The sequence below is a fragment of the Streptomyces sp. NPDC005808 genome (assembly GCF_042871385.1).
Classification (GTDB): Bacteria; Actinomycetota; Actinomycetes; order Streptomycetales; family Streptomycetaceae; genus Streptomyces.
In genome coordinates this window covers 217,696-241,996 of the sequence record NZ_JBIAIK010000012.1, presented here as the reverse complement: position 1 = coordinate 241,996, position 24,301 = coordinate 217,696, and the positions used below count along the sequence as shown (strand labels likewise).

Here is a 24,301-nt window from a genome sequence, read left to right as displayed (position 1 = left end):
GTAGTACTCGTCATGAAAAGGATCGCTCTTCACCTGCCGCCGGTCTCGGAATTACCGCGTCTGCCCTGCAATCACGTCGTAAAACCCTCAAGCACGGCCCGACCCCGGGAGCACCATCCGGAACGTGCAGCCCTCCCCGGGCGCGGTGTCCAGCTCCAGACGGCCCCCGTGCCCCTGCACGATGGCCGCGGCGATGGCGAGTCCGAGTCCGCTTCCGCCCTGGTCATGGGCGTGGGAGCGGGACCGGGAGCGGTCCACGCGGTAGAAGCGCTCGAAGACCCGCTGGGCCTCTTCGGGAGCCAGCCCCGGACCGCCGTCGGCGATCTCCAGGACGCCGACGGCGGTGCCGTGGGCGAGGGGCGGGGAGGCGCTGGTACGTCCGGGACGGTTCGCGCCGCCGGTGTCCGGGGCGACCAGAGCGGTGCCCACGCGGACGTGGATCGGGGTTCCCGGGGGAGTGTGGATGCGCGCGTTGGACAGCAGGTTCTCGACGACCTGCCGTAGCCGGTGCGGGTCGCCGAGGGCCTCCACCAGCTCCAGTTCCTCCGCTCCCTCGTCGGCCTTCGAAGTACGCAACGGCTCCAGGTCGATCAGGCGGCCGGAGTCACCCAGCGCGGCCGCGCTCACCGCGTCGGCGGCCAGGGACAGCAGATCGACGGGTTCACAGCCGTACGACGGCTCGTGGTCGAGTTTGGCGAGGAGCTGGAGGTCGTCCACGAGCAGGCCCATGCGTCCGGCGTTCTGGGCGATGAGCCGGTTCGCCTCGCGGCGGCCCGCGGCGGACTGCTGCTCGTGGCGGAGCGCCAGTTCGGCGAAGCCCTGGATCGCGGTGAGCGGCGTACGCAGTTCGTGGCCGGCGTCGGCGACGAAGCGGCGCAGCCGGGCCTCGGAGGTCTCACGCTCGCGCAGGGCGCCCTGGAGCCGTTCGAGCATCGTGTTGAGGACCCGGCCGAGCCTCCCGGTCTCGGTGCGCGCGTCGGTGTCCGGCAGCCGCAGGTCGAGATCGCCGTCGGTGATGCCCTGGGCGGTGCGTTCCATGCGGGTGAGGGGGAGCAGCCCGAGGCGTACGACCCAGCGGCCGAAGAGCACGACGCCGGTGACCGTGAGGGCGAGCACGGTGCCGTCCAGGTAGAGGATCTTGGAGGTGGCGCCGTCGATGGTGGCGAGGGGCAGCGCGACGACCGCCTTCATGCCGTCGGTGCCCTTGCGCAGGACGATCCGCCAGCGGGTGTCGCCCGAGGTGGCGGGCACCGTGGCGGGATGGCCCGCGGTCAGGCCGAGGGCGTCGGCGGTGGACGCCAGCTCGGGCCCGGTGGCCTGGTCGTAGTCTCCGAGCGAGGCGCTCAGGAGGTGGCCGTCGGCGTCGTAGAAGTAGACCCGGAAGTCGGAGGGCAGCGCCCCGGGGGTGGTGAACCTGCTCGGGAACCCCTCCTCGCTCACCGCGTCCTGGTACGCCCTCCTGGGCATGCTGAAGTGCGCGAGCTGCTCGTCGAGTCCGTCCATCAGCCAGGCCCGCAGTACGACGAAGCCGGCGACCTCGGCGGCCAGTACCGCGGTGGTGGCGACAACCGCGAGACCGAGGACGAGCCGGCCCCGCAGGGAGACGGGCCGGCCGCGCAGGGGCAGGGGCCGGCCGCGCAAAGGCACGGGCCGTTTCACCGTTCGGCGGCTTCGGCCCGCTCGCCGGTCTGAGGGATGGCATGGTCGCGTTCGCTGGTCTGGGGGACGACGGCATGGTCGCGTTCGCTGGTCTGGGGGACGACGGCATGGTCGCGTTCGCTGGTCTGGGGGACGACGGCATGGTCGCGCTCGCCGGTCTGGGGGACGACGGCATGGTCGCGCTCGTGCTCGCGCGGCAGCCGCAGCGAATAGCCGATCCCGCGCACCGTGTGGATCAGCGGTGGCTCGACGCAGTCGATCTTCTTGCGCAGGTACTTCACGTACGTCTCGACGATGCGCACGTCACCGGCGAAGTCATACCCCCAGACGCGCTGCACGATCTGCGCCCTGGTCAGTACCCGGTTGGCGTTCTGCATCAGGTAGGTGAGCAGATGGAACTCGGTGGGCGACAGCGGCACGTACCGCTCCGCGCGGTGCACCTCGTACGCTCGCTCGTCGAGCCGCAGGTCGGCGAAGAGCAGGATGCTCTCGTCGTCCTCGGCCGCCTGGTCGGAGGGCGTTTCCGCGACGCCGGTGCGGCGCAGGATCGCCTGGATCCGCAGCAGCACCTCTTCGAGGCTGAAGGGCTTGGTGACGTAGTCGTCGCCGCCGGCCCGCAGCCCGTCGATACGGTCGGACAGGTCGGTGCGCGCGGTCAGGAAGAGTACGGGGGTCTTCTTGCCGCCCGCCCGCATCGCACGGGTCACCTCGAAGCCGTCCAGGTCCGGCAGCATCACGTCGAGCAGCACCAGATCGGGGCAGAACCTCTCGATCTCCAGCAGCGCGGCACCGCCGGACTCCGCACTGCTCACCGAGTAGCCACTGAGCCGCAGCGTGGACTCCAGCAGGGCACGGATGCTCGGCTCGTCCTCGACGACGAGGAGCCTGTGGGGGGCGTGGGGCTCGGGGTGCTCGGCCATGACGCCGACTCTCCACCCTCTTCATGAGCGTCGGCTTGGGGAAAGCTGGGGGTTGGCTGAGAGCCGCCCATGACGAAAGACCCGCCCGCGACGAAAGGCCCGCCGATGATGAAAGGCCCGCCGATGATGAAAGGCGCGCGCCCTTGACGAAAGGCCCGCCCGTGATGAAAGACCCCGGACTCCTCCACTGAGGGAGTCCGAGGCCACCTCGTGTCTGACTGAGACCCCGCTCTGCAAGAGACGTGGCTCCACGCGGTCCCTCGTACGGTAGGCAGGCCATCTGGGAGTCCCCGGGACGACTGCTGAGAGATCGATGTGGACGCCCTGTACGTGAGGCTGAACCCCGGCGGATCGGGCGGCACCGCGGCGATTGGCAGATCCGTACCAGCAGAGGCCCTGGTAATGCCTGCTCACGGCCATGGCGCCTGGGACAGACCTGCCAATCGTGCCCAATCGCCGGGTCCTGGTCAGGCCGTCTGATCCGCAGGCGCCGTTTCGGCGCGGACGGGGGTGGTCGCCGGGGCGGCCACGGTACTGCCCGGCCTGCGGCCGGCCAGGCGGCAGCCGAGGCAGCCGGGGTGGCCCCGCCGGGCGGCGGCGTCGCGGGTGCGCCAATGGCGGCGGCCGACCGGGCGTGGTCCGCCGGCCTTGCCCCAGCCCGCCAGGTGCAGCAACCAGGTGGTGAGCACGGCGAGAATGACGAGGGCCCCACCTGACCACAGTCCGGCCGGTGATCCGGCGGCCAACGCCACGCCCAGGATGGTGCTTCCCGTGGTAGCCATGGCGGTGCCGGTCCAGCCGGCGGCGGTGTGGCCCATGTCATGGTCGCCGTGTGCACTCATGTCGGCCCCTCGGGGTGCGATGGGTTCATCGGCCGACGTGGACTCGGGCCGAGATGTCTTAGCGTCTAAGTAGTTTAGATCGTAAGGGGATTTTTGGTGGACGGCAAGGCGCGCCCGGAGGCGACGGCCGAACAGGCGCTGTACGCGATGGACCGGATGATCGCGCTCGCCCACTTCGGGCAGCAGGACATCGCGAACCGGCTCGGGCTCAACCCCACCGACCTCACCTGCCTCGGCTTCGTCATCGAGGCCGCCCTGGCCGGTGAGCCGCTCGCCGCCGGCGACCTCGCAGACCGGGCACGTCTCACCACCGGCGCGGTGACCGGCGTGCTCAATCGGCTGGAGAAGGCCGGTTACGCCCATCGGCAGGCTGATCCCGGGGACCGCCGCCGGGTGCGAGTGGTGATGGAGACCTCCGCCCAGGCCCGCATCCTCGAGGTCTACGGCCCGTTCTACGAGCGGATCGGTGCTCTGTTCGCCGACTACACCCCGGACGAGATCGCTGTGCTGGCGGATTGGTTCGCCCGCGCGAAGGGGGTGCTGCAGGAGTCGTTGGACGAGATCCGCCAGGGTGGCGCGGAAGGTGAGGCGTGACCACTCATGCGCCTGGGGCTCTTGAGCCCGGGTGGCGGCTCGGCCGGAGCCCTGTGTGGCAGTAACGCCGGAACGCCCTTCTCCCGTCTCCCGGTGCATGCCTCTCCGGTTTGAATCTCTGGATTCACGCTTGCCGCCTGCATTCATGATTCCCTGGATTCATGATTCCCTGGATTCAGGAAAATCTGTACTCTCAGGTTCATGCTGAAGCTCGCAACCGATCTCGACGCCCTCACCCGCTTCGGCCGGGCCCTCGCCGACCCGATCCGCTGCCGCCTCCTGCTCGAACTGCGCGAGGCCCCGGCGCACCCGGCCGACCTTGCCGACCGGTTGGGGATCTCGCGGACCCGGTTGTCGAACCACCTCGCCTGTCTGAGGGACTGCGGCCTCGTGGTCGCGGTGCCGGTCGGGCGCCGTACGCGGTACGAGCTGGCGGACCCGCGGCTCGGTCACGCGATCGACGACCTGCGTGCGGCCGTGGTGGCCGTCGAAGCGGACCGCAACTGCCCGGACGCCGACGAGAAGGGCTGCTGCTGATGGTCTCGATATCCCTTGGGCCGTCGTCCGGCCGCCGGGATGCGCTGGCCCGGCGGATACGGCTGTTGGTCACCGCGACGATCGCCTACAACGTCGTCGAGGCCGTCGTGGCGATCATCGCGGGGACGCTCGCCTCTTCCAGCGCGCTCATCGGGTTCGGGCTCGACTCCGTGATCGAGGTGTCGTCCGCCGCCGCCGTCGCCTGGCAGTTCTCCGCGCGGGAGCACGCCGTGCGGGAGGCCAGGGAGAGGGCCACGCTGCGGATCATCGCGGGGTCGTTCTTCGTACTCGCGGCGTACGTCGCCGTCGACGCCGTACGTGGTCTGGTGCAGGGCGGGGAAGCGGAGCCCTCCGTACCCGGGATCGTGCTGGCGGCGCTGTCGCTGGCGGTCATGCCGTTCCTGTCGGCCGCGCAGCGTCGCGCCGGGCGAGAGCTCGGGTCGGCCTCCGCGGTGGCCGACTCCAAGCAGACGCTGCTGTGCACTTACCTGTCGGCCGTACTGCTGGTCGGTCTCGTCGCCAACGCCACCCTCGGCTGGTCGTGGGCCGACCCGGTCGCCGCCCTTGTGATCGCGGCCGTAGCGGTCAAGGAGGGGTGTGACGCGTGGCGGGGGGAGGGATGCTGCGCTCCGGCGTCCGCCGCCCTGCCCACGGCAGGTGAAGCCGAGGGCACGCCGACGCCCGCCGAAGCCAAGGCGGATGCCTGTGGCTGCAAGCCTGGCTGCGACTGCTGCGCCTGACCCACCACACCCTTCTTCCCCCCAGACCTTCCACCCACCCCGCCACTCTTTGCCCAAGCCCGCCCCGCCTTGGCGCGTCCTTGACCCCTCCCGGTACCGCATGCCGGTCACACTGACCTCGCCCACGCACCCTGCCCCGCGAGGTCCCCCATGGCGTACGGACTGGCCCGCCGCGAACTGAAGCCGAGAGTTCCGTTGCGTCACGGGGAGGGCGACAAACAGCATCTGACCAGTCTCGAAGGGCTGGCCGCGCTGTCGCTGGACGCGTTGAGCTCGGTGGCGTACGGCCCCGAGGCGATCGTGCTGGTGCTGATCGTCGCCGGCACCGGGGCGCTGACCGCGACGCTCCCCGTGACGCTGGTCATCGCCGCGCTGCTCGCGGTGCTCGTGGTGTCGTACGGGCAGGTGATCGCCGTCCATCCGGACGGCGGTGGCGCGTACGCCGTGGCCAAGAAGGATCTCGGGCCGCGGGTCAGCCTGCTCGCGGCGGCCAGTCTCGTCGTGGACTACGTGCTGACCGTTGCGGTCAGTCTGGCGGCGGGCGCGGCCAGTCTCGCGTCCGCGTTCCCCTCCCTCGGCTCGCATCTGCTGGAGATCTGCCTAGTCGGGCTGGCCCTGCTCACCGCCGTGAACCTGCGGGGCGTCGCGGAGAGCGCGCGGGTGCTGATGCTGCCGACCCTGCTGTTCATCGTGAGCATCTTCGGCATCATCGTGCTCGGGCTGCTGCGCGGCCACCCGGCCGCGGTCGTCGGGACCGCCCAACCCGTCGAAGCCACCGAGGCGTTGGGAGTGGTGCTGCTCCTGAAGGCGTTCGCCTCCGGCTGCTCCGCGCTGACCGGGGTGGAGGCCATCGCCAACGGAGTCCCCGCGTTCCGTGAGCCGCGCGTGAAGCGGGCCCAGCGCACCGAGCTGATGCTCGGCGGACTGCTCGGGGTGATGCTGATCGGCCTTGCCGTGCTGATCCAGCGCGACCATGTCGCCCCGCGCGGCGGCGTGACCGTGCTGGCGCAGCTCACGGCGGGCTCGTACGGGACGGGGTGGGCGTACTACGCGACCAACCTCATCGTCACGACGGTCCTCCTCTTCGCCGCCAACACCAGCTTCGGCGGCCTCCCGGTGCTGATGAGCCTGCTCGCCAAGGACAACCGGCTGCCGCACCTGTTCGCGCTGCGCACCGAACGCCCCGTGTACCGCTGGGGAGTTGTGGCCCTCGCCCTGCTCGCCGCGCTGCTGCTGGCCGCCGTGGACGCCGACACCCACCGCCTGCTCCCGCTGTTCGCGATCGGTGTCTTCATCGGGTTCACCATCAGCCAGGCCGGACTCGTACGGCACTGGGCGAAAGAGCGGCCGCCCGGCTGGCTGCAGCGCGCGGTGCTCAACGGGTTCGGCGCGGTGCTGACGAGCGTGGCGTGCGTGGTGCTGCTGGCCGGCAAGTTCACCGAGGGCGCCTGGGTGGTCGTCGTCGCGGTTCCGCTGCTGATGCTGCTCTTCGCCCGCGTCCAGCGCTACTACGCCGAAGTGGGCCGGGAGTTGGGGCTCGGCGAGATCCCGCCGCCGGTGCGCGCCATCGCAGGCTCCCTCGTCATCGTGCCGGTCGGCGAGGTCAGCAGACTCGCACAGCACGCGCTGACGGCCGCCCGCGCCCTCGGCTCGGCGGAGGTCGTCGCCGTCGCCGTACACGGAAACCAGGAAAGGGCCCAGGCCCTGAAGGAGAGTTGGGACCGCTGGGATCCCGGCGTACGGCTCGACATCATCGACAGCCCGAAGCGCTCCCTGGTCGAACCCATCGTCGACTACGTCCAGCGGGCGGCGGAGGGCGGCCGGCAGATCGCCGTCCTCATCCCCGAGGTGGAGCCCCTCCACCGCCGCTACCAGATCCTCCAGAACCAGCGCGGCCTGCTGCTCGCGGCCGCGCTGAGGGCTCGTACCGATGTCGTCGTGTGCGTGGTGCCGTACAGGCTGAGCCTGTGACGAGCCCCGACTGCGGGCCGATGCGATGCTCACGGTGCCGCCCCGAGTGAGGCCCGGCCGGGCGTACGCCTGGCGTCACCGCTTCGGAGGCCGGACACTGGTGCCGCCACGAGCGACATGCCACACGCCATGGGGGAGGCGGCATGACGGAGCCGGAAACCGCGCCGGGCCCGGGGAGGCGTGCCGGGCCGGGAGGGGTCCCAGGATCAGGGGAAGTAACCGGCTCCGCGTCAGGGGAAGGCGCGTGCTCCGGCTACGCGTCGGGGGAAGTCACGGGCTCCGGCTCCGCGTCAGGGGAAGTCACGGGCTCCGGCTCCGCGTCGGGGGAAGTCACGGGCTCCGGCTTCGCGTCAGGGAACGCCGCGGGCTCCGGCTACGCGTCCGGGGAAGGCGCGAAGCCCGCGAGCGCCCCGTCCGGACGGCGTACCGAGCTGGACGCGATCCGCATCCTCGTCGTCATCGGGCTGGTCTTCTTCCACTCGGCGCTGGTCTTCGCCACGGACACCGACTTCTACGTCGAGAACCGGGACACCACCGACGCGATCCTGGTCATCGCCGGGTTCGGCGTGGTGTGGGCGATGCCGATGCTGTTCTTCGTCGCGGGGCTCGGCTCCTGGCACTCGCTGCGCCGCCGCGGCCCCGGCGGCTTCGCCACGGAACGGCTGCTGCGGCTCGGCGTACCGCTGCTCTTCGCGACAGCCGCCCTGCTGCCGCTGCCGCAGTGGCTGCGCGAGCGGGCCGCCGACCGCGGCCACGACGAGTCCTACCTCCGCTTCCTGCCCCGCTTCTTCGACGTCCACCTGGACCTTTCCGCGTTCCCGTTCGTCGTGCAGGGCGAGTACTTCGAGACGGGTCACCTGTGGTTCGTGGTGCTGCTGCTCACGTTCTCGCTGTTCCTGGTGCCGCTGGCCCGATGGCTTCCGGCAGCGCACGCCCAGCGCCTCCGCGACGCTCTCGCGAGGGCGTGCGAGCGGCGTGGCGTGGTGCTGCTCCCCGCCCTGCCGCTCGCCGCGATGAGCGCGCTGAGCGGCCTGGAGGAGGACTACGGGGGCTGGGGCCGCTGGGCGTACCTCCTCTTCTTCCTCTACGGCTTCGTCGTGGCCATCGACGACCGCCTCCGCGCGGCGATACGCCGGGATGCGGCGGTGGCGGCCGTCCTCGGCCCCCTCCTCTTCGCCGCCTGCGCGCCCGGCTTCATGACGGCGGACGACGCCTTCACGGACCCGACGGCCCTCGCGACGGTCTCGCGCGCGCTGTACGGGGCGGCGGGCTGGTGCTGGATCGTGGGCATCGTGGGGCTGCTGGACCGCCGTGACCGGCCTCCCGTGCCGCCGGCCACGGCATCGGTTGGCGGGCGCCGTCGTCTGTTCGGCTACCTGGCCGTCGGCGCACTGCCGTTGTACGTCCTGCACCAGCCGATCGTCGTGGCGGTCGCGTACGCGGTGGTCGGCCTGGACGCCCCGATCCCGGTCAAGTACGTCCTGATCGTGGCCGCTTCCCTGTCCCTGACCCTGGCCGCGTACGAACTCCTCGTACGGCGGACGAGGCTGACCCGTTTCCTTTTCGGGATGCGCGCGAGCCGGGGCCCGGGAACGGCCCAGTCCTGAACCCCGTCGGTCAACGGGGAGGCGGGTTTCGATAGAGGCCCTCGATCGGGCGATAGGGAGGCGGTCTTGGACGGTCTTTGCCCGGCAAGGTCAGGATGCCAGGGATGATCCCCGTCTTCACGGACGACGAGCCGCCGTGGGCCGGAAGCGGGGACCCTCCGAGGAGTTCCTGTGCTGCTTCCGCGCGCCCTGACCCTGTGCGACCCGCCTGAGCCGGGCCGCTCTGCCGCCGTCAACCCCACCGCCCGAGCAGAATCTCGCCTTCATGGCCTCTGACGCGCCCGGGATACCGGAAGTCGTGGACGTCCAGGCTCACCCGGCGAAACCGCCCACGAACCGCTGGTGGAAACCCGACGAGCCCCGGCCACCCCGCCGCACCGTCGCATCGTCGGCCATCACCACGACGCTCGGGCTGGCCGTGCTGGCGGCCGTGGGGGCACTCACCCACCAGACGGCGCTCGTACCACCGCTCGCCGCCACGATGGCCATCGTCACCGCGACCCCCCAATCACCTCTCGCACAGCCCCGCCACGTCATCGGCGGCCACCTGCTGTCCTGCCTGGTCGCCTACGCCGTACTCGCCCTCGGCTGGCACGGCCCCTGGGGCGCCGCAGTGGCCGCCGGCATCGCCTGTGGACTCGTACTCCTCCTCAAAGCGGCCCACCCACCGGCCATGGCCACCGCCGTCATGATCACGCTCACCCGCCCCCCGGCCACCCACTTCGTACCCCTCCTCGCCCTCGGCGCGGCACTGCTCATCGCGATACAGATGGTCTCGGCCCGCCTTCAGCGGCAGGTGTATCCCACGTCGTGGTGGTGAGCCGCCGTCTGTGTCCGAGGGGCGCGCGGAAGCTCTGACGAAACTCGCGAGTCCTTGCACGTTCCTCTCGGCTCCGAAGCGGGCTGTCATGGCCAGGTGCGGTCGAGGCCGCCCTGTCGTACGGCGTAGGCGGCCGGACCGCCCTTCTCGACGGCTCGGTGGATCGCGCTGCGGTGGGCATCCAGGCGATCCACCATCTCCAGGCTGCGGAGCTGCTGGTTGTCGAGGTAGAAGAGCACAGCGCAGCGGTCGAGGACAGGCTGGATCTCCAGGTCCCGTGTCTTGATGCGGCCGTCCTTCGACAGCGGAACCCACGAACGGTCGAGTCCGTACGAGATCCACTCTTCGTCGGGGATGTCCTGCGCGTCCTCCGGGAAGACATCGACGATCCGGTGTACCGCCCAGCCGCGATCTCTGAGTTCCTCCGCTACACGGCGCCCCAGGTTCCGATCGAGGAAGAACTCAGGCGGCAAGGCGCACCACTGCGTGACAGAGTGCGTCGACCTGCTCGGGTGTCATGCCGTACTCGTAGGCGATGTCCTCGACGCTCTCCCCGGCCTCCCAGAGGTCGGTGACCGCCTTCACCGAGACACGGTTGGTGGCGATGACGGGAAGTCCGTGACCGAACCGCGGGTCGATGACGACGGGAACCGATTCCCCGTACTGCCTCAGCCGCAGGCTCGCCGGGTAGTCGTCGTCGCCCTCCCAGTTCAGGTATCGGAGGTAGCCGGCCACTACTTCCTGGATGGGGGCCTGACCGTCCCGGGCCCTGCGCAGATCCCCGAATCCGTGCTCGACGAAGATGTCCACCCCGTCGGTGGCGATGCGCTTCGAGACCAGGCCGTAGGGCGTGTCGAACGCCTTTCGTACGGCCGCCGCAGCCTCCCGGATCTCACTCATGCGCAGACCGAGCGAGCGAAGAGAACGCAGGACATGAGCCTCGGCCACGGCGATGAAGGGAACCGACGGCTGCCCGCTGCGTACCGGCTCCACCCGGTGCACGAGCGGTGCGCCGGCCGCCGTCCCCTTCAGCCAACTGGTGAGCGTCGACAACGGGACCTCAAGGTGCGAAGCCGTCTCTGTGGGCGTCAGAAGCCCGTCATTGAACCGGTCGACCATGACCCTCCTCCCGCTGTTCCCAGGTTTCGCATGCTCGCATACGCGGCTCGTCGCTTGCGTACCGCGACCGCGTGCCTCTGTAGCGTGCCGTGCTTGAGCGCGGGCCTTCTGAGGCATCAGGCCGCCTCCCGGCAGTCGCGGCAGGAGGACGGCTCCGGGGCCCGGAAGGCGCGCTCGCAGCCGTCGCAGGTTTGCCAGGGCAGGACGACGGAACGCTGTGTAGGCGGTGTGTACGGGGTTGGTGGCGCCGGGAGGGGGACTTCGCGGAGTCGGTGCGCGAGGACACGCGCTGGGCGGGAGCGGAAGTGTGGGGGGAGTCCGGCGGTGAGCAGGCCGGTGATCTCCTCGGGTCGGAGACCTCGCGCGAGCCATTCGCTGACGTGCGGGGCCAGTTCGGCGACCTCGCGGCGGGACAGGATCAGCCTACGGTCGGCGATCCGGAGGGAGGCGAGGATGACGACGGCCTGAGGGTCGGCGTCGTCGAGCTGGAGTGGAGGAGGGGGTGACGGGTGCGCGGCCTCGGCCTCGGGTGACGGTGATGGTGACGGTGGTTCGGCGGGTGAAGGTGCCGGAGCGGCTCTCTCTGCGGACTTCCGTGACTGGGCAGGCCGGTTGGGCGTGTTGGACGGCGGGGTGGGCTGTTCCTCACCGTGCGGTACGTCGTAGAAGAACGTCCGCGTGCGGACCTGGCCGTCCGGCCCGCGCTCGCGCCGCCGCACCAGGTACCCGGCGGCCTCCAACTCCCTCAGCGCCCGCGAGATCAGGATCTCGCCCTCGTCGAAGTGGGCGCAGAGTGCGGCGATGCTGACGATCGAGCCGTCGGGCAACGAGAGGATGTAGGCCGCGACGCCGACGGTGACCGCGCTTCCGCGCCGCTGCGCAAGGGCGTTGGCGATCACGGTGAAGTTGGCGGTGAGGCGGGTGCGGACGTGGATCACGCCGGAGGTCGGAGCGCCGGTTCCGGCGCGCGAGGGCGCGTTAGACTGCGGTTGAGCCATCGGGAAGCGGGTTCTTCCTGCTTGGTCAGGCCCTCGTTCAGGATTGCCGTCCTGGCGGGGGCCGTCTTCTGTTGTGTGGGTTGTCGCGGCGAAGGTAACTCCCTGTCGCTACCTTCCGCAACCGGGTCACTCCTGAGGGTGAACGGGTGGGAGGAGGTGGGTAGTTGGTTCTTTCCTTAAAGTCCTTGGGGGAGGGCCGTGGCCCACCGGGCCGTCGCAGACGAGGGCCCGGTGGATCTGGAACGCCGTCCGCGGCCGGTACCTGGTCGGCTCGGATTCGGTCGGCTCAGCTGCGGTGACGGGTTTTCAACTCGCCTATGAACAAGGCCCAGGAGGCTGCGGCGAAGGCCAGCGCCGGGCCATCGGGGGCTTTGCTGTCACGGACGGGGACGAGGTCGGTGATTCCGTCCGCCACCTCCACGCAGTCGCCTCCCTCCTGATTGCTGTAGCTGCTCTTGCGCCAGACGGCGCCGTTCAGTTCGGGATGGGATGTTCGCGCCATGGTGGATGCCCTCCATCGCTGATCGGATCATGTCGAGCGACATGAGCGGGGGCAGGGCTGCTGCCCGGAGCCGATCGTAAAACAGACTGAAGCGCTTGACTTCGGCCGGATCCTCGACGAGTTGGCCGTAGTGGGCGCCTTCGGTATAGGCGACCTCGCTGCCGTCCGGCAGCTCCAGGATGGTCAGCGACCCGCCCATCACGTCGTGCTCGCCCTGTTCGAACGGCAGCACCTGCACGGTGATGTGACGGTCGGAGGCGGCATCCAGCACCCGCGCAAATTGGCCGTGCATGACTGTCCATCCGCCGACCGGCCGTCGTAGCACCGCCTCGTCCAGTACGACCCACAGCTCGGGGCGGTCGGTAGCGGTGAGCCTCGATTGGCGACCGAGTCGCGCCGACACGCGTTCCTCCAGATGTTCCTCGCTTTGGAGGGACAGCCCGACGCGCAGCACCGCACGTGCGTAATCCTCCGTCTGTAAGAGGCCGGGCACGAGGTGCGCCGAGTACTGCCGGATTGATACCGCCCTCTCCGAGTACGCGATGAACGCCCGTGACCAGTCCGGGAATGCCTCCCGGTAGACGTACGGCCACAGCTCCACCAACAGCCCGTCCGCGCCCAGGACTTCATCAAGAATGCGGGCCAGTTCCAGGGTCGGCTTCGCTCCCGACGCGCGCTCGACCTGCGTGATCCGCGAGGCGACCACATGAGCCTTCTCGCCCAGTTCCGCCTGGGTCAGCCCCGCCGCCGTACGGAGTCTGCGAACGCGTGATCCGAAGAGCGCTGCCATCGATGATCCCGGGTCAATTTCCTTGGCCAAGGCGCTACTTCCATTCCTTACGGTCCGAACGGTAAGGCTCGATCACCTTTTGAGCGTAGGCCCGCATGACGACCCTTGTGTACGGAACGTCACGACTCACACACGAAGTGCTGGTCGTGCTCGCGGCGACGAAAGGGATGCGATGGACGGCACTGCGTCGAAGGAACAGGAACCAGCGGCGACCGAAAGCCTCGTGTTCACCATGCAGTTCACGTCGTCACCCCGGGGAGCCCGGCTCGCCCGGCATCTGACGGTGCGCCGTATGGCGGAGTGGGGCTATCCGCCTGCCTCGGACGCCTCCGGCACGGTCTCCCTGCTGGTCGCGGAACTGGCCACCAACGCCGTACAGCACGGCCGGACGCCGGGCCGGGACTTCCACCTCCGGATCGCCCTCGACGTACGCACGCAACTGATCCGTATCGAGGTCGCGGACGCCTCCACGGACCAGCCACGCTTCGGCTCGGAAACCGTCGCGGGGCCGGAGGACGAGTCGGGGCGAGGCCTGCTCCTCGTGGCGGTGCTCGCCGCACGCTGGGGGACGGCGCCCCGTATGCCCGTCGGGAAGACGGTGTGGGCGGAGGTGGTGGCGGACCCGCCGCACCGGCTCTAGGTCCAGCCGTGGAGCGAGACTTCGGGAGTGTCGGCGGTGAGGTATCGGCGGAGGGCGCCGGCGCTGGATTTCACGAAGGGAACGGGGAGGTCGCCGATGTCGGTCCAGCGCACCTGGGCGTGCTTGAGCGGCTCGCGGTTCACGGGTTCGCCGCTCCATTCGTGGGCGGCGAAGACGACGGTGAGAAAACCGTTCGGTGCTTGGACGCCCGACGCCCCGTGGATGACGTGCACGAACTTCAGCGACTCCGCCTTCACCGTGAGACCCGTCTCCTCGTACAGCTCGCGTACGGCGGTTCCGGTGATCGGCTCGCCGGGCTCGCTCTTGCCGAGGGGGAGGTCCCACATCCCCTGGCCGAACTTGGCGTTCTCACCGCGCTGGAGGAGGACGACGCGGTCGGTGGCCCGGTCGTGGACGATGACGGCGGCGACCAGGACGGTCATGGAGCCGAGGGCGGGCTTGAGGACGTCGGGCTGGGCGTCGGACTGGACCTCGGACTGGACCTCGGACTGGACGTTGGGCTGGACGTTGGCCTGGGCGTCGGGCTGGGCGTTGGAGTGCGGCTGAGCCACGGTGATCCGTTCGTCGGGCGGGGGATGAGTGACGTGTCAGGGAACCAGCGGACCGTCCAACACCCATTGCCCGGCCGGCCGGTCGCCCTCCCATGTCAACCCGTCTTCGGCACGCGGCAGCCGCCGCCCCCACAGCGTCAGCAGCAGATTCTCCGCCGTGCCGGAGAGCACGGCGACCGGGTCTCCCGGACCGTACGTCCAGGTCGAGCCGGTGTCCGTGGCTTCGAGCCGGAGAGCGACCGTGGGCGGGACCGCCAGGCCGCGCGAGATCATCCGCAGGGCCATGGTGTCGAAGACCTCGGACACCCCGTCGTCGACCAGCTCGGCGTTGAGCGGCGGCCCGGGTACCCCGAGGGCGCTCTCGGCGTCCCACCGGTGCACGAGCGTTTCCATGCAACGCCTTCGCTGCCAGAACCCGACCGTGTGTGGCGGATGGAACGTCCAGGCCGCGGTGGACGGATCGGTGTCCAGGGCCGCGAGCAGGGTCTCGGACGTGTCGTCGAACCATCGCCCCAGTGCCGCCGGCTCCCGCGGCGCCGCCGCCGCTTTGAAGTCACCGTGTCCCTCGGTGACGGCGGCGGCCGCCCAGAGGTTCTGGCCGCCCAGATGGTCCGCCAGGTCGTACAGCGTCCAGTCGCCACAGTGCTCGACCCGTGCGGCGAGATCGCCGTCCAGGCAGGCTCGAAAGCCGTCCAACTCGCGGCGTAGATGGAGGAGTAGAGACGCGGAATCCATACCGCGAACCTATCCCGACCGATCGGGGTGGTGAGAGTGGTCCGGCGGGTCCAGCTGGTCCCGTTGGTCCGGCTGATCGGGCTGATCCGGCTGATCGGGCTGATCGGGCTGATCGGGCTGATCGGGCTGATCGGGCTGATCGGGTGCGCCGCCCATCATCCGCATCATCGCCGGGCCGCCGGTGCGCCAGAACCGTACGAGCAGGGACGCCGCCAGCAGCAGGAAGACGATGTTGAGCCAGGTCGTGTAGTTCCAGGTGATGCCTTCCTCCGGGATCGTGGCATCGGCCTGGTCCGGAATCAGTCCCAGGCCGCCGAATGCGAACTCGACGACGTACCCGGCGACAGCCATCGCCGCGAAGAACGTGACCAGCAGGAAGGCGGCCATGCGGGCGCCGTAGTACTTCCGGTAGATGTTCAGGATCGGGAGGATCAGAAGGTCGGCGTAGATGAAGGCGATCACCCCGCCGAAACTGATCCCGCCCTTCCAGAGCACCACCGCCAGCGGCACGTTGCCGATGGAGCAGACGAACGTCGCGATCGCCACCAGCGGCCCGACGAGCGGTCCGATCAGTTTGGCGGCGAGCGGATGGTCCGCCAGGAAGAACGCCTGCCAGAACTCGTCCGGCACCCAGGCGGCGATCGCACCGGCGATCAGCAGCCCGGCCACCAGGTCGCGCAGGATGGCCGCCCACTCCATGACGAAGATGTGCGACACGGACGTAAAGCCGTCCCGGGAGAACAGTCGGCGCGCGAAGCCGCCCTCACCACCCACGGACATGTCCATCGCCGCGTGGCCCTCCATCGACCCGGCCACCCCGCGCTCGGCCTGCTCACGGGCCTGGCGCAGGAGCCCCTCGCGCAGGAACACCCGGAACAGCACGGCGAGTACGACGATCATGATCGGGCCGCCGACGAACTCGGCCGCCGTGAACTGCCAGCCCATCAACAGGGCCAGAATCACGCCGAGTTCGATCACCAGGTTGGTGGAGGCGATCTCGAAGGCCATCGCCGCCGTGAAGTCCGCGCCCTTGCGGAAGAGCGAGCGGGCGAGGGCCACGGCGGCGTAAGAGCAGGAGGACGAGGCCGCCCCGAGCCCGGCGGACACGGCGAGCGTGCGCGGCCGGTCGTCGCCGAGGAGCCGTACGACGGTGGAGCGGCGCACCACGGCCTGCACGACGGCGGACAGCGTGAACCCGAGAATCAGTGCCCAGGTGACCTCCCAGGTCATCGACCCTGCGATGGACAAGGCATGCCCGATGGCGTCCACGAAGATGCACCCTTCCCGAGGTGGCGGCGGTTGCCTCCGGCGAGTATCCCCCTAGGGGGTATGGCCGGCGGGGAGGCGGAGCGCTGAGAAGGCTCTCGGTGGGGGTATCTCCGTTGGGGGCCGCTGAGCATGGCGGCTGACGACAACCCGAAGGGACTCGAGGAGAAAATCTCAAGGCACCTTGGTGAGTCGTATCTTGGCGCCATGGGCGATGAAGACAAGCTGGTCCTTTTCGAGAATCAGTGGACTGACGCGGCGGGACCGGGAGGGCGTCAGGCGGATCGCGACAGGTGCGCCTGCTTCGACCAGTCCCGCATGCGCCGTGGAGTTCCTGTCAGCTTTCATCCCGATCGCCAGGACGCCATGGCTCCGGGCTGGCTGCATCTCCTGCACCTGGTTGAAGAGGCTGCTGCCGACGGCAGAGAGGTCTTCGAACCGCTGGTGGAACTCAGCCCTCAGGAGCGGCGGCAGATCGTCACGCTGCCGCCGACCATCGCCAAGCTGACGGCGGTCAGAAAACTGGTCCTGTACGGCAGCAACCTGGTCCGTATCCCGCCGGAGATCGGGGCAATGACGAGCCTGGAGGAGTTCAGCCCGTACACGTCGCACCGGCTGCACTGGTTCCCGTACGAGATCACCCGGTGCTCCAGCCTGCGGCAGAGCACGGTGAGTACACGGTCCCTCTACGGCAACTTCAAGCTACGGCCGCCCTTCCCCCGACTTGGGCCGACTGGTTCAGGGACTGACGAGCCGGATCTTCGCGACCTTGATCCGCATCGCTGGGGTGCGACGGGGATCTTCAGGTGCAGTGTCTGTGACCGGCCGGTGGACGCCGGCTCGCTCCGGCAGGTGTGGTTGTCGGGCCGCGTTGCGACTGACGTCCTGCCCCTGCTGGTCAACGCCTGTTCTGCGGAGTGCGTCGAAGACCTTCCTGCCCCGGCGGAGGGATACGTCTCCACACCGCACCGGGGTGGTGCCAAGGTTGTTCAGCCTGGCGCGGACTGGGACTAGGAAGCGCCCTCGGAACGCGAGCCTTCGGGCCCGGCTCCGTGGCTGTCCCTCTCCCCACTCCTCCCGGGCCTGTCAGCCAGGTCGACGTTCCAGACGCCTTCTACCACGACCGCTGGGAACCGGGAATCGTCCGGTTCGTCACCGCCTTCTCCCACAGCACCGACGACATCGACCAACTCCTGGACGCGGTACGCCACCACACGCGCTGACCGTTGACGCGGTACGCCCGCCGCACGCGCTGACCGTTGACGCGGTACGCCCGCCGCACGCGCTGACCCTTGAGGCCATACACCCGCCCACACCCTGACCCGACGCCGCGCACTGGACTTGCCTTGCCGCTTCGTAACTGCCATGGCGACCAGACATGTTCGTTCCCGGTGCAATGTCCCTCTATTGGGGCTGACCGTTCACGTTGTCCTCGAACAGTTCCCGCGTACGACGCAGCAGAGCTTCCCGCACGTCGTCCGGTGACAGGACCCGCAGTGGTGTGGCCAGGCTGAGAAGGTACCTGGCGAGCCCGTCCGCGTCGGGGCCGCCGATGTCGACGACCGTGGCCTCGGGGCCTTCCCGGCGGTGGGTACCGACCGTCGGCGGGATCAGCCGAAGCGCCTGCTCCAGGGGCAGCGGGAGGCGGATGGTCACGTAGAGCGGGTAGGCCCCGGTCGCGATGGAGCGGGAAACGAGCAGAGCCGGGTCAGGTGGGTCGATGAGCTCCACCGGGCGTCCGGTCGGCTGTATCTGGCCCACCCTGTCGGCGCGGAAGGTACGCCACTCGTCCCGGGTCACGTCCCGGGCGACGAAATACCAACGGCGTCCCGTATGCACCAGGCGGTACGGGTCGACATCCCGGACCGTGGCCTTCCCCTCCCGATCGCGGTACGACAGGCGGCAACGCTCCGCCCGGCGACACGCGCCGGCCAGTTCCAGCAGCATGCCAGGCGCGATCTGCGGCGCGTCGAGCCTCGTGGTGTGAACAAAGGCGGCATCCATCTCGCCCAGCCGGTCTGCGATCCGGCGCGGCAGGACCTGACGCAGTTTCAGCAGAGCGGACAGCGCGGCCTGGTCGCCGCCGAGAACCCCGCTGAGCGCAGCCTCGCGCAGCCCGACGGCCACGGCGAGCGCCTCCTCGTCATCAAGGATCAACGGCGGAATCCGTGCCCCGGCGCGGAGGCGGTAACCGCCCCATGGCCCGAGGTCGGACTCGACTCCGTAGCCGAGTTCCCGGAGCCTGGCGATGTCGCGCCGCACCGTGCGCTCGGTGACCGCCATCTGGGCGGCCAGCTCGCCGCAGGTCCACGATGGCCGTGCGGACAGCAGTGAGACCAGTCGCAGCAGACGGGCGGATGTGCTGATCACATCGTGAAGTGTTCCGCATGACCAGGACGGAATCTGTCCTGGTCCCGTCATAGCGTCTTCCCCATGAGCACCGGAAATACGTCCGCACCCGCGATCCGCTACGCGGCTACCACCTTCGACTGCCCAGACCCTGCTGAACTGGCCCGTTTCTACGGAGAGGCCCTCGGCCTGCCCGTCGCCTACTCCAGCGACGACTTCATCCTTCTCGGCCAGGAGGGCTCGGCTGGACTGGGGTTCAATCGGCTCACCGACTACAGGCGTCCCACCTGGCCGGACCCTTCCCAGGAGAAGCAGGCCCACATCGAACTGGGCGTCGACGACTTGGAGTCCGCGCAGGCTCATCTGCTGGCCCTGGGTGCTGTCGAGCCCCCGACCCAGCCCCAGCCCGACCGGTGGAGGGTCCTGCTGGACCCGGCCGGCCACCCCTTCTGCATCACCACCCTGGTCTGAACATGATCGGCAGGCTGATGACCATGACCGCGCACCCGGGCAAGGGCGACCAACTCGCCGGCGTCCTGCTGAGGGTCGCGGAGAGTCTGCACGGCTTCCCTGGCTGTGAGATCTATCTGATCAGCCAGGACACAGCCGATCCGGACACGGTGCATGTCACCGAGGTCTGGCGGGACGAAGCCAGTGCGCAGGCAGCCCTCGCCGCTCCGCCGCACGCCGACGGTCCCGACCCCGCAGATGTCCTCGCGCTGCTGTCGTCTTCTCCGCATCGCACGGACCTGACTGTCCTCGGCGGAGTAGGCCTCCCCACCGTCGGCGGCCAGCCCTGACACACGACCTTCCGGCCACTCGCTCGGTCGGTGCGCTAACCGGGCTGTAGCTTGGCGGCCGGCAATGGGCCGTCTGCACACCCGGGGGGGGGTGACCCGGACCGGGTGCGCCACAAGAATGCGGCAGAGCACCCGGCCCACCGTTGCCCGTTATGCGTCCGGCCCGAGTGAGGTCAGGTCGAAAGCGTTGCTGATTGTGCTGTAGCCGTCCGTGGTCAGGTTGAGGTGGTCGCCGGAGTCGAAGTCGGCTGGGGCCGCGTCGCTGCTCAGTTTCAGTGCCTGTGGGTCCGCAGTGCTGGTCGTGTCGGTGACCGCCACGACCGCTTCCGCGTCCACATAACTCACCGTCGGTGACGTGAAGTCGATTTGGTCGGTGATCCAGGTGTTGGTGTCGATGCGGTTCTGGTCGACTGTCGCCGTGCAGGCGCTGTTGCCGTCGCAGGGCGTCAGGGTGGTGAAGATGACTTTGATGCCCCAGCCCTTGAGTTGGTCCCGCAACAGCCCGAGGGCGCTGTCGATGTCGACGTCGTCATGGCCGGCGACGATGTCCTCGAGGCCCTGTGTGACGACGACGGTCTTGATGCCCGGGACGGACAGGACGTCCCGGTCGAGGCGGGTCAGCGCGGCGCGGCCACCGGCGCCTGCGCCCTGGTCGGTGCCGAGGTAGTTGTTCTCGATGCCGGAGGCCGTGACGCCGTAAACCGGTACGCCGTCGGTGTTGGTGATCAGGTGGTTCGCCAGATACTGATTGAAGCGGGGGGTGTTGTAGCCTGCCGTGTTGCCTGTGGTGCGGGTGTTGATGAGGCCGTCGCCGAGCACGGAGACGGTGGGCTGGTGGTCGGTGGTGGTGACGTCGACTCCGGTGAGGATGTCGGTGGAGCGGGTCGCGAGCGTGCCCGTACCGGTGAACGCGGTGTTGGCCGTGTCGGTGGTGTGGTCGCCGCTGCCGACGGCGCTGATGTAGGCGAGTGAGTCGGTGGCTGCCCATGGGTGCATGACGAGGTAGCTCACCTGGTTCACCAGGTGGATGCTGGTCGTGATCACTCCGCCTGGGGCGACCGTCATGGGGATCGGGTCGCTGTAGAGTTCGCCGCCCTCCGGGATGACCACCGATCTGGCGCCGCCGAAGGTGACGTCCACAGGGGTGGAGGCGGTTGCTGCGCCGCTGCTGTACGGGGCGACGGTGACGTGGTCGAGGGTCAGCGGGTTGGTGCCCAGGGCGTTGGACAGCCGTAGCCGCACGTTGTCGCCGCCGGCGCTTATCTGGCTGACCTCGCGGAAGGTCTGGTTGCCGAAGGTACCCATGGACGAGAACTGGAACCGCTCCTCGGTAGGCGAGCTCCAACTGCCGGTCCAGGCAGCGCCGTTCGCGGCGGTGGTGGTGTCGCGGACGGACATGCCGATGATGTGCATCCCCGGCACGTACTTGCGCGCGGCGTCGGCCAGGTCGGGCAGGCTGACCGAGGTGACGGTGGCACCGGCCTTCAGGGGGACGGCGAAGGCGTAGATGTTGGTGCTGTGGGTCACCTGGGCGGAGGGAGTGTTGCGGTACGGCAGAGTGACGGCTGCCAGGGTGTCGGGGCCGTTCACCCAGTCGGGCATGGTCAGGTAGTAGGGCTGTGAGGTGCCGTCGCCGTAGGTGATGGATCCCTTCGGCGTGACGCAGTCTTCGTAAGTGCCGTTGCCCAGGCTGCAGTTGGTGGCGGACGTGTTGGTGTTGTCGGGGACCACGGGGTTGGTGGTGTCGCCGTCCTGGTGCTGGGAGCCGACGGACCCGTAAGTGGAGTAGCCGAGGAAGACCAATGCCTGGCCGCCGGTGCCGTTCATCTGGATGGTCTGGTTGGCGGCGAGCACGTTGTCGCCGCTTGCGGAGCCGAAGTCGGGCAGGGCGAAGGTGGCGCCGTCGACGGTGATCTTGCCACCGGGTTGCCAGCCTGCCGCCTTGAGTGTCTGGAGGGAGAGGCTGGAGCCCGCGCCGTCGGCATCGGCGGTGGTGCGGTTGCTGTCGTCGGTGGTGGCGGTGTTGTTGAAGGCGGCCTGCAGGCTGGCGTAGGTCTTCGTGGCGTGCCCGGTTGCGGTGAATTCGTACTGCTGCTGGGAGGAGACGTTGCCCGCCGAGTCGACGGCGTTGACGAAGAGGGTGTGAGTGCCGGGTGCCACGGGGGTCACCGTGATCGTGGCTGTGTTGTTGCTGGCCGTCGCGGTCTGTGCGGCAGGGGTGTTGGAAGTGGGAGGGGCGGCGTCCAGGCCGTAGAAGAACTTGGTGGCGTTGTTGCCGTTGGTGCCGGGGTTCACGGAGAGGGTGAACTTGCCGGCGGTTCCCGCCGGGGTGATGCCCGTCGCGTCCTCTGGGTAGAGGTTGTCCGCGGTTTTGACGGTGGGCTGGGCTGGGCTGTGCAGGTCGACGGTGAAGTGACAGGTCGCCGAGACCGCTGAAGTGTCTTCACCGTCCGACGAGTTGACCTTCCAGCTGACCACGCTGCCGTCGGCCAGTCCGCTCATGAACGTCGAGGGCAGCTGTTTGGGCGCGTTGGCGCCGCTGGCGACGGTGGCGCTGGTGGTTGTGGTGGCCGTACCGCTGCCGACCCAGTAGGAGTAGGTGGCGGCCAGGGCGTCCTTGTCGGTGTCGCTGATCGTGGCGTTGAGGGTGGGCGGGGTGGTGGCCAGGGTTTTGCCGACGATCGGGTAGGGGGTGGCGGTGCCGCAGCCGAGTGAGGTGGAGCCGACCTTGGTGGCCAGCGTGCCGGGTTTGTTGGGCACGTGGTTGTAGGTGATGGACATGGACGGGCTGCTGTCGAAGCGCTTGAAGTAGTTGCCGTCGCCGCTGCCGCTCTGGCTGTTGATCAGGGCGAAGGTCCAGCTCTTCCAGTGCGCGGCGGCACCCTTGGCGATGGTGGAGGTCACCGAGAAGCCGCCGGAGGGCTCACTGGTGCAGGCCGGGCCGATGCTCTTGGTGGCCAGTTTGCCGCTCAGGGCCGGTCTGGTGTTCCAGGTGGTGCCGGAGCTGATCGCGCCGGACCAGTAGAGGTAGACGTCCGAGGACAGGCTGCAGCTGGCGGAGTAGTTCTCCTTGGCGTTCACCGTGGCCGAGACGATGTGCGCACCCCAGATGCCCGAGGGGACCGCCAGCTGGTAGTAGGCGCGCTCCAGGCCAATGCAGCCGGACCAGCTGTTGTAGCCGACGCCGGGGTCGCCGTACTGGGTGGAGTCGTAGTTCTTCGCCGTGGGGCAGCCCTGTTGGAGTTCCACGTAGTGCTGCTTGGAGCCGGTGGCGTAGTGCGGGTTCCAGGTCGGGTCGATGAACACGGGGAACTGGGTGTGTGCGTCGCCGAGCAGGTCGGCGTCGGGGACGAGGGACAGGGTCCGGCCGTGCAGACGGCTCTGGACGCGGGCCACCCGGGCCTTGGGGGCAGGCCCTGTCTGCGGGGCGGCGTGTGCCGCGTCAATGCCGCTGGAGTCCCACATCGCCGGCTGCGGGGCGCTGAACAGCACCTTGCCGTCCGGTGTGGTCGCGGCGAGGTTGCCGTGGCCGTCGTCGTCGACGGTGACGCCCTTGGCCTGTGTGGTGAGGGCGAGTTGGGCGAGTGCGGGGTCGGCTGCCGCCTGTGCGTTCTTGACGACGAGGAACTGCGACCAGCCTCCCTGCGTGTTGGCGGTGACCTGGAGGTCCACGCCGGGCAGCACGCCCGGGTAGGTCAGGCTCGCACCGGAAGCATGCGGAGTGGGCAGAGCATGTGGCCAGGACAGGGCGAGGGACGCGGTGCCTTTGGCCATCGTGGCGAGGGGAGCTGTACCCCCGCCGGAGAAGGCGAGCGGTTCGGCCGCGGCTGCGGGGCTCCAGGTGCCGTCGGTGTTGCGCTTCAGCGTGGCGTCGACGGGGACCCAGCGATGCGACTGGCGTACCCGCACGGGCAGCAGGCTGGAGTCGTAGGTGACGGTGCCGGAGGGGTTCGCCGTCGTAGTGGCGGTCTCGGTGGTCAGGGCGTCGACCCGGACCGGCTCGCCGGTCGCTGCGGCTTGCTTCTGCGCGCTGGACAGCGCCGACTCCTCGGCCGTCGTCAGCTCGCCGTCGTCGTCGGTCGCGCGCAGGGACCCGGTCGGCTCCGGTGGCTTCGTGTCATCCGCCGGCGCCGGCGTCAGGTCCGGTCGGCCGGTACTGACATCTGTGACGGAGCCCGGTCCGGAGTCCGCAGAGGCCGGCTGGGTGGCGAGCGGTGCCAGGCAGAGCGCGCTGACGGTGGCAAGTACCAGGAATCTGCCCGGTATTCGCGGGCTCTTTCTGAATGGACCGCCGGAGGAAAGTCGGCGGAAACGGTCGGACATCTGCCCCCCAATTTGAGTCCCAGTGAAATACACCAATGGGCGCGAAGGAGGCTACCCGCAATCACGGCAAGACCACAACAACCCGAGAGGAAGCCGCCACGACGAATGATGTCCTGAGGTGTAGATGACGTGTGAAATTATTGCCTGGTGGACTAGTTGAGGCCATTGTTGAGCAATCAACCCTATTCGTTGGGAAGTTGATGCATTTGGCCTCTAGTTTTGGTCGAACAGAGAGCCATGTATGGCGATCTCTATACCTTTTGGCCATGTGAAGGGATTGTGAGAGGGCTCTTTGACCTGATCCAATAGCCCCTCGACAGTGGTGCTGGAATGGGGGGCCGGAGTGCGTCGCAATTCACGTTTGCGGATTTACAGAAGGGCCGTGCGGATGCGCAGGGCGCCTACTTTGTGGATCACCGCAATCGCTGTGATCGGCCTGTTCGTTGGGCTTATCGCGCCCACGGATGCGCTCGCGTCCGGACAGCACGCGAATTACCTCGTAAAGGGGAAGACGGAA

At 69.0% G+C, this 24,301-nt stretch carries 23 protein-coding genes and 1 pseudogene; 11 read left to right on the top strand and 13 right to left on the bottom strand.

Features of this window, described 5'->3' with window-relative positions; all coding sequences use genetic code 11:
• Window positions 1-87: 87 nt before the first annotated feature.
• The 3 genes and pseudogenes from ACFYPC_RS26035 to ACFYPC_RS26025 all read right to left on the bottom strand — a co-directional run bounded on the left by ACFYPC_RS26035 (window position 88) and on the right by ACFYPC_RS26025 (window position 3,421).
• Complete coding sequence (locus ACFYPC_RS26035) at window positions 88-1,647, bottom strand: ATP-binding protein (RefSeq protein WP_388680599.1); 1,560 nt, start codon at window positions 1,645-1,647, stop codon at window positions 88-90.
• 197 nt (window positions 1,648-1,844) lie between these two features.
• Window positions 1,845-2,579, bottom strand: a pseudogene (locus tag ACFYPC_RS26030) (response regulator transcription factor); the annotation flags it as partial.
• Window positions 2,580-3,046: 467 nt separating this feature from the next.
• Complete coding sequence (locus tag ACFYPC_RS26025) at window positions 3,047-3,421, bottom strand: HGxxPAAW family protein (protein WP_388680596.1); 375 nt, start codon at window positions 3,419-3,421, stop codon at window positions 3,047-3,049.
• Between the two features lie 96 nt (window positions 3,422-3,517).
• On the opposite strand from ACFYPC_RS26025, the gene ACFYPC_RS26020 reads away from it, so the two are divergent.
• From ACFYPC_RS26020 to ACFYPC_RS25995, 6 genes are all read left to right on the top strand, one after another.
• Window positions 3,518-4,015, top strand: a complete 498-nt coding sequence (locus ACFYPC_RS26020) for a MarR family transcriptional regulator (RefSeq protein ID WP_388680594.1) — start codon at window positions 3,518-3,520, stop codon at window positions 4,013-4,015.
• A 201-nt stretch (window positions 4,016-4,216) separates the two neighbouring features.
• The gene (locus tag ACFYPC_RS26015) at window positions 4,217-4,552 is read left to right on the top strand and encodes an ArsR/SmtB family transcription factor (protein WP_388680591.1); all 336 of its coding nucleotides are present in this window, start codon (window positions 4,217-4,219) and stop codon (window positions 4,550-4,552) included.
• The gene (locus ACFYPC_RS26010; protein ID WP_388680589.1) at window positions 4,552-5,292 is read left to right on the top strand and encodes a cation transporter; all 741 of its coding nucleotides are present in this window, start codon (window positions 4,552-4,554) and stop codon (window positions 5,290-5,292) included. Before ACFYPC_RS26015 ends, ACFYPC_RS26010 begins: the two co-directional genes overlap by 1 nt.
• 150 nt (window positions 5,293-5,442) lie before the next feature.
• Window positions 5,443-7,263 (top strand): APC family permease, encoded by a 1,821-nt coding sequence (locus tag ACFYPC_RS26005; RefSeq protein ID WP_388680587.1) that lies wholly within the window; start codon window positions 5,443-5,445, stop codon window positions 7,261-7,263.
• A 143-nt stretch (window positions 7,264-7,406) separates the two neighbouring features.
• Window positions 7,407-8,870 carry an acyltransferase family protein gene (locus ACFYPC_RS26000; RefSeq protein WP_388680584.1) on the top strand — a complete coding sequence of 488 codons (1,464 nt, stop codon included), beginning with the start codon at window positions 7,407-7,409 and terminating at the stop codon, window positions 8,868-8,870.
• Window positions 8,871-9,135: 265 nt separating this feature from the next.
• On the top strand, window positions 9,136-9,690 hold the full coding sequence (locus tag ACFYPC_RS25995; protein WP_388680581.1) for an HPP family protein: 555 nt from the start codon (window positions 9,136-9,138) through the stop codon (window positions 9,688-9,690).
• Between the two features lie 86 nt (window positions 9,691-9,776).
• Here the strand turns inward: ACFYPC_RS25995 and ACFYPC_RS25990 are convergent, their stop codons facing one another.
• The 5 genes from ACFYPC_RS25990 to ACFYPC_RS25970 all read right to left on the bottom strand — a co-directional run bounded on the left by ACFYPC_RS25990 (window position 9,777) and on the right by ACFYPC_RS25970 (window position 13,099).
• Window positions 9,777-10,163, bottom strand: coding sequence for a toxin-antitoxin system, toxin component, PIN family protein (locus ACFYPC_RS25990; RefSeq protein ID WP_388680578.1), 387 nt, complete (start codon window positions 10,161-10,163; stop codon window positions 9,777-9,779).
• The gene (locus tag ACFYPC_RS25985; RefSeq protein WP_388680575.1) at window positions 10,153-10,809 is read right to left on the bottom strand and encodes a DUF433 domain-containing protein; all 657 of its coding nucleotides are present in this window, start codon (window positions 10,807-10,809) and stop codon (window positions 10,153-10,155) included. Before ACFYPC_RS25985 ends, ACFYPC_RS25990 begins: the two co-directional genes overlap by 11 nt.
• 116 nt (window positions 10,810-10,925) lie before the next feature.
• On the bottom strand, window positions 10,926-11,807 hold the full coding sequence (locus tag ACFYPC_RS25980; protein WP_388680573.1) for a hypothetical protein: 882 nt from the start codon (window positions 11,805-11,807) through the stop codon (window positions 10,926-10,928).
• Window positions 11,808-12,093: 286 nt separating this feature from the next.
• Complete coding sequence (locus ACFYPC_RS25975; protein WP_388680695.1) at window positions 12,094-12,222, bottom strand: DUF397 domain-containing protein; 129 nt, start codon at window positions 12,220-12,222, stop codon at window positions 12,094-12,096.
• Entirely contained in the window at window positions 12,185-13,099 is a 915-nt protein-coding gene (locus ACFYPC_RS25970; RefSeq protein ID WP_388680692.1) for a Scr1 family TA system antitoxin-like transcriptional regulator, read from the bottom strand. Before ACFYPC_RS25970 ends, ACFYPC_RS25975 begins: the two co-directional genes overlap by 38 nt.
• 172 nt (window positions 13,100-13,271) lie before the next feature.
• On the opposite strand from ACFYPC_RS25970, the gene ACFYPC_RS25965 reads away from it, so the two are divergent.
• Window positions 13,272-13,739 (top strand): ATP-binding protein, encoded by a 468-nt coding sequence (locus ACFYPC_RS25965; protein ID WP_388680570.1) that lies wholly within the window; start codon window positions 13,272-13,274, stop codon window positions 13,737-13,739.
• Here the strand turns inward: ACFYPC_RS25965 and ACFYPC_RS25960 are convergent.
• The 3 genes from ACFYPC_RS25960 to ACFYPC_RS25950 all read right to left on the bottom strand — a co-directional run bounded on the left by ACFYPC_RS25960 (window position 13,736) and on the right by ACFYPC_RS25950 (window position 16,315).
• Window positions 13,736-14,182: an NUDIX domain-containing protein gene (locus tag ACFYPC_RS25960; RefSeq protein WP_388680690.1), complete on the bottom strand. Its 447-nt coding sequence runs from the start codon at window positions 14,180-14,182 to the stop codon at window positions 13,736-13,738. The two genes, ACFYPC_RS25965 and ACFYPC_RS25960, sit on opposite strands and share 4 nt — an antisense overlap.
• A gap of 165 nt (window positions 14,183-14,347) precedes the next feature.
• Complete coding sequence (locus ACFYPC_RS25955; RefSeq protein WP_388680567.1) at window positions 14,348-15,046, bottom strand: maleylpyruvate isomerase family mycothiol-dependent enzyme; 699 nt, start codon at window positions 15,044-15,046, stop codon at window positions 14,348-14,350.
• A gap of 9 nt (window positions 15,047-15,055) precedes the next feature.
• Entirely contained in the window at window positions 15,056-16,315 is a 1,260-nt protein-coding gene (locus tag ACFYPC_RS25950) for a permease (RefSeq protein ID WP_388680565.1), read from the bottom strand.
• Window positions 16,316-16,444: 129 nt separating this feature from the next.
• On the opposite strand from ACFYPC_RS25950, the gene ACFYPC_RS25945 reads away from it, so the two are divergent.
• Both ACFYPC_RS25945 and ACFYPC_RS25940 read left to right on the top strand, forming a co-directional pair.
• The gene (locus tag ACFYPC_RS25945; RefSeq protein ID WP_388680562.1) at window positions 16,445-17,326 is read left to right on the top strand and encodes a leucine-rich repeat domain-containing protein; all 882 of its coding nucleotides are present in this window, start codon (window positions 16,445-16,447) and stop codon (window positions 17,324-17,326) included.
• 38 nt (window positions 17,327-17,364) lie between these two features.
• Window positions 17,365-17,535, top strand: a complete 171-nt coding sequence (locus ACFYPC_RS25940; RefSeq protein WP_388680560.1) for a hypothetical protein — start codon at window positions 17,365-17,367, stop codon at window positions 17,533-17,535.
• Window positions 17,536-17,716: 181 nt separating this feature from the next.
• Here the strand turns inward: ACFYPC_RS25940 and ACFYPC_RS25935 are convergent, their stop codons facing one another.
• On the bottom strand, window positions 17,717-18,682 hold the full coding sequence (locus tag ACFYPC_RS25935; RefSeq protein WP_388680557.1) for a helix-turn-helix transcriptional regulator: 966 nt from the start codon (window positions 18,680-18,682) through the stop codon (window positions 17,717-17,719).
• A 63-nt stretch (window positions 18,683-18,745) separates the two neighbouring features.
• Here ACFYPC_RS25935 and ACFYPC_RS25930 point away from each other — a divergent pair, with 63 nt between their 5' ends.
• Window positions 18,746-19,132: a VOC family protein gene (locus ACFYPC_RS25930; protein WP_388680554.1), complete on the top strand. Its 387-nt coding sequence runs from the start codon at window positions 18,746-18,748 to the stop codon at window positions 19,130-19,132.
• Between the two features lie 2 nt (window positions 19,133-19,134).
• Window positions 19,135-19,461, top strand: coding sequence for a putative quinol monooxygenase (locus ACFYPC_RS25925; RefSeq protein ID WP_388680551.1), 327 nt, complete (start codon window positions 19,135-19,137; stop codon window positions 19,459-19,461).
• A 150-nt stretch (window positions 19,462-19,611) separates the two neighbouring features.
• Here ACFYPC_RS25925 and ACFYPC_RS25920 read toward each other — a convergent pair whose 3' ends face one another.
• Complete coding sequence (locus tag ACFYPC_RS25920) at window positions 19,612-23,784, bottom strand: hypothetical protein (protein WP_388680549.1); 4,173 nt, start codon at window positions 23,782-23,784, stop codon at window positions 19,612-19,614.
• Window positions 23,785-24,301 lie beyond the last annotated feature (517 nt).

What these genes read in the sequence shown, in the direction of transcription:
- ACFYPC_RS26025 (WP_388680596.1), bottom strand. Translation starts at nt 3,421, where the DNA reads ATGAGTGCACACGGCGACCATGACATGGGCCACACCGCCGCCGGCTGG.
- ACFYPC_RS26015 (WP_388680591.1), top strand. Translation starts at nt 4,217, where the DNA reads ATGCTGAAGCTCGCAACCGATCTCGACGCCCTCACCCGCTTCGGCCGG.
- ACFYPC_RS26010 (WP_388680589.1), top strand. Translation starts at nt 4,552, where the DNA reads ATGGTCTCGATATCCCTTGGGCCGTCGTCCGGCCGCCGGGATGCGCTG.
- ACFYPC_RS26005 (WP_388680587.1), top strand. Translation starts at nt 5,443, where the DNA reads ATGGCGTACGGACTGGCCCGCCGCGAACTGAAGCCGAGAGTTCCGTTG.
- ACFYPC_RS26000 (WP_388680584.1), top strand. Translation starts at nt 7,407, where the DNA reads ATGACGGAGCCGGAAACCGCGCCGGGCCCGGGGAGGCGTGCCGGGCCG.
- ACFYPC_RS25995 (WP_388680581.1), top strand. Translation starts at nt 9,136, where the DNA reads ATGGCCTCTGACGCGCCCGGGATACCGGAAGTCGTGGACGTCCAGGCT.
- ACFYPC_RS25985 (WP_388680575.1), bottom strand. Translation starts at nt 10,809, where the DNA reads ATGGTCGACCGGTTCAATGACGGGCTTCTGACGCCCACAGAGACGGCT.
- ACFYPC_RS25980 (WP_388680573.1), bottom strand. Translation starts at nt 11,807, where the DNA reads ATGGCTCAACCGCAGTCTAACGCGCCCTCGCGCGCCGGAACCGGCGCT.
- ACFYPC_RS25970 (WP_388680692.1), bottom strand. Translation starts at nt 13,099, where the DNA reads ATGGCAGCGCTCTTCGGATCACGCGTTCGCAGACTCCGTACGGCGGCG.
- ACFYPC_RS25965 (WP_388680570.1), top strand. Translation starts at nt 13,272, where the DNA reads ATGGACGGCACTGCGTCGAAGGAACAGGAACCAGCGGCGACCGAAAGC.
- ACFYPC_RS25960 (WP_388680690.1), bottom strand. Translation starts at nt 14,182, where the DNA reads ATGACCGTCCTGGTCGCCGCCGTCATCGTCCACGACCGGGCCACCGAC.
- ACFYPC_RS25955 (WP_388680567.1), bottom strand. Translation starts at nt 15,046, where the DNA reads ATGGATTCCGCGTCTCTACTCCTCCATCTACGCCGCGAGTTGGACGGC.
- ACFYPC_RS25945 (WP_388680562.1), top strand. Translation starts at nt 16,445, where the DNA reads ATGGCGGCTGACGACAACCCGAAGGGACTCGAGGAGAAAATCTCAAGG.
- ACFYPC_RS25930 (WP_388680554.1), top strand. Translation starts at nt 18,746, where the DNA reads ATGAGCACCGGAAATACGTCCGCACCCGCGATCCGCTACGCGGCTACC.
- ACFYPC_RS25925 (WP_388680551.1), top strand. Translation starts at nt 19,135, where the DNA reads ATGATCGGCAGGCTGATGACCATGACCGCGCACCCGGGCAAGGGCGAC.
- ACFYPC_RS25920 (WP_388680549.1), bottom strand. Translation starts at nt 23,784, where the DNA reads ATGTCCGACCGTTTCCGCCGACTTTCCTCCGGCGGTCCATTCAGAAAG.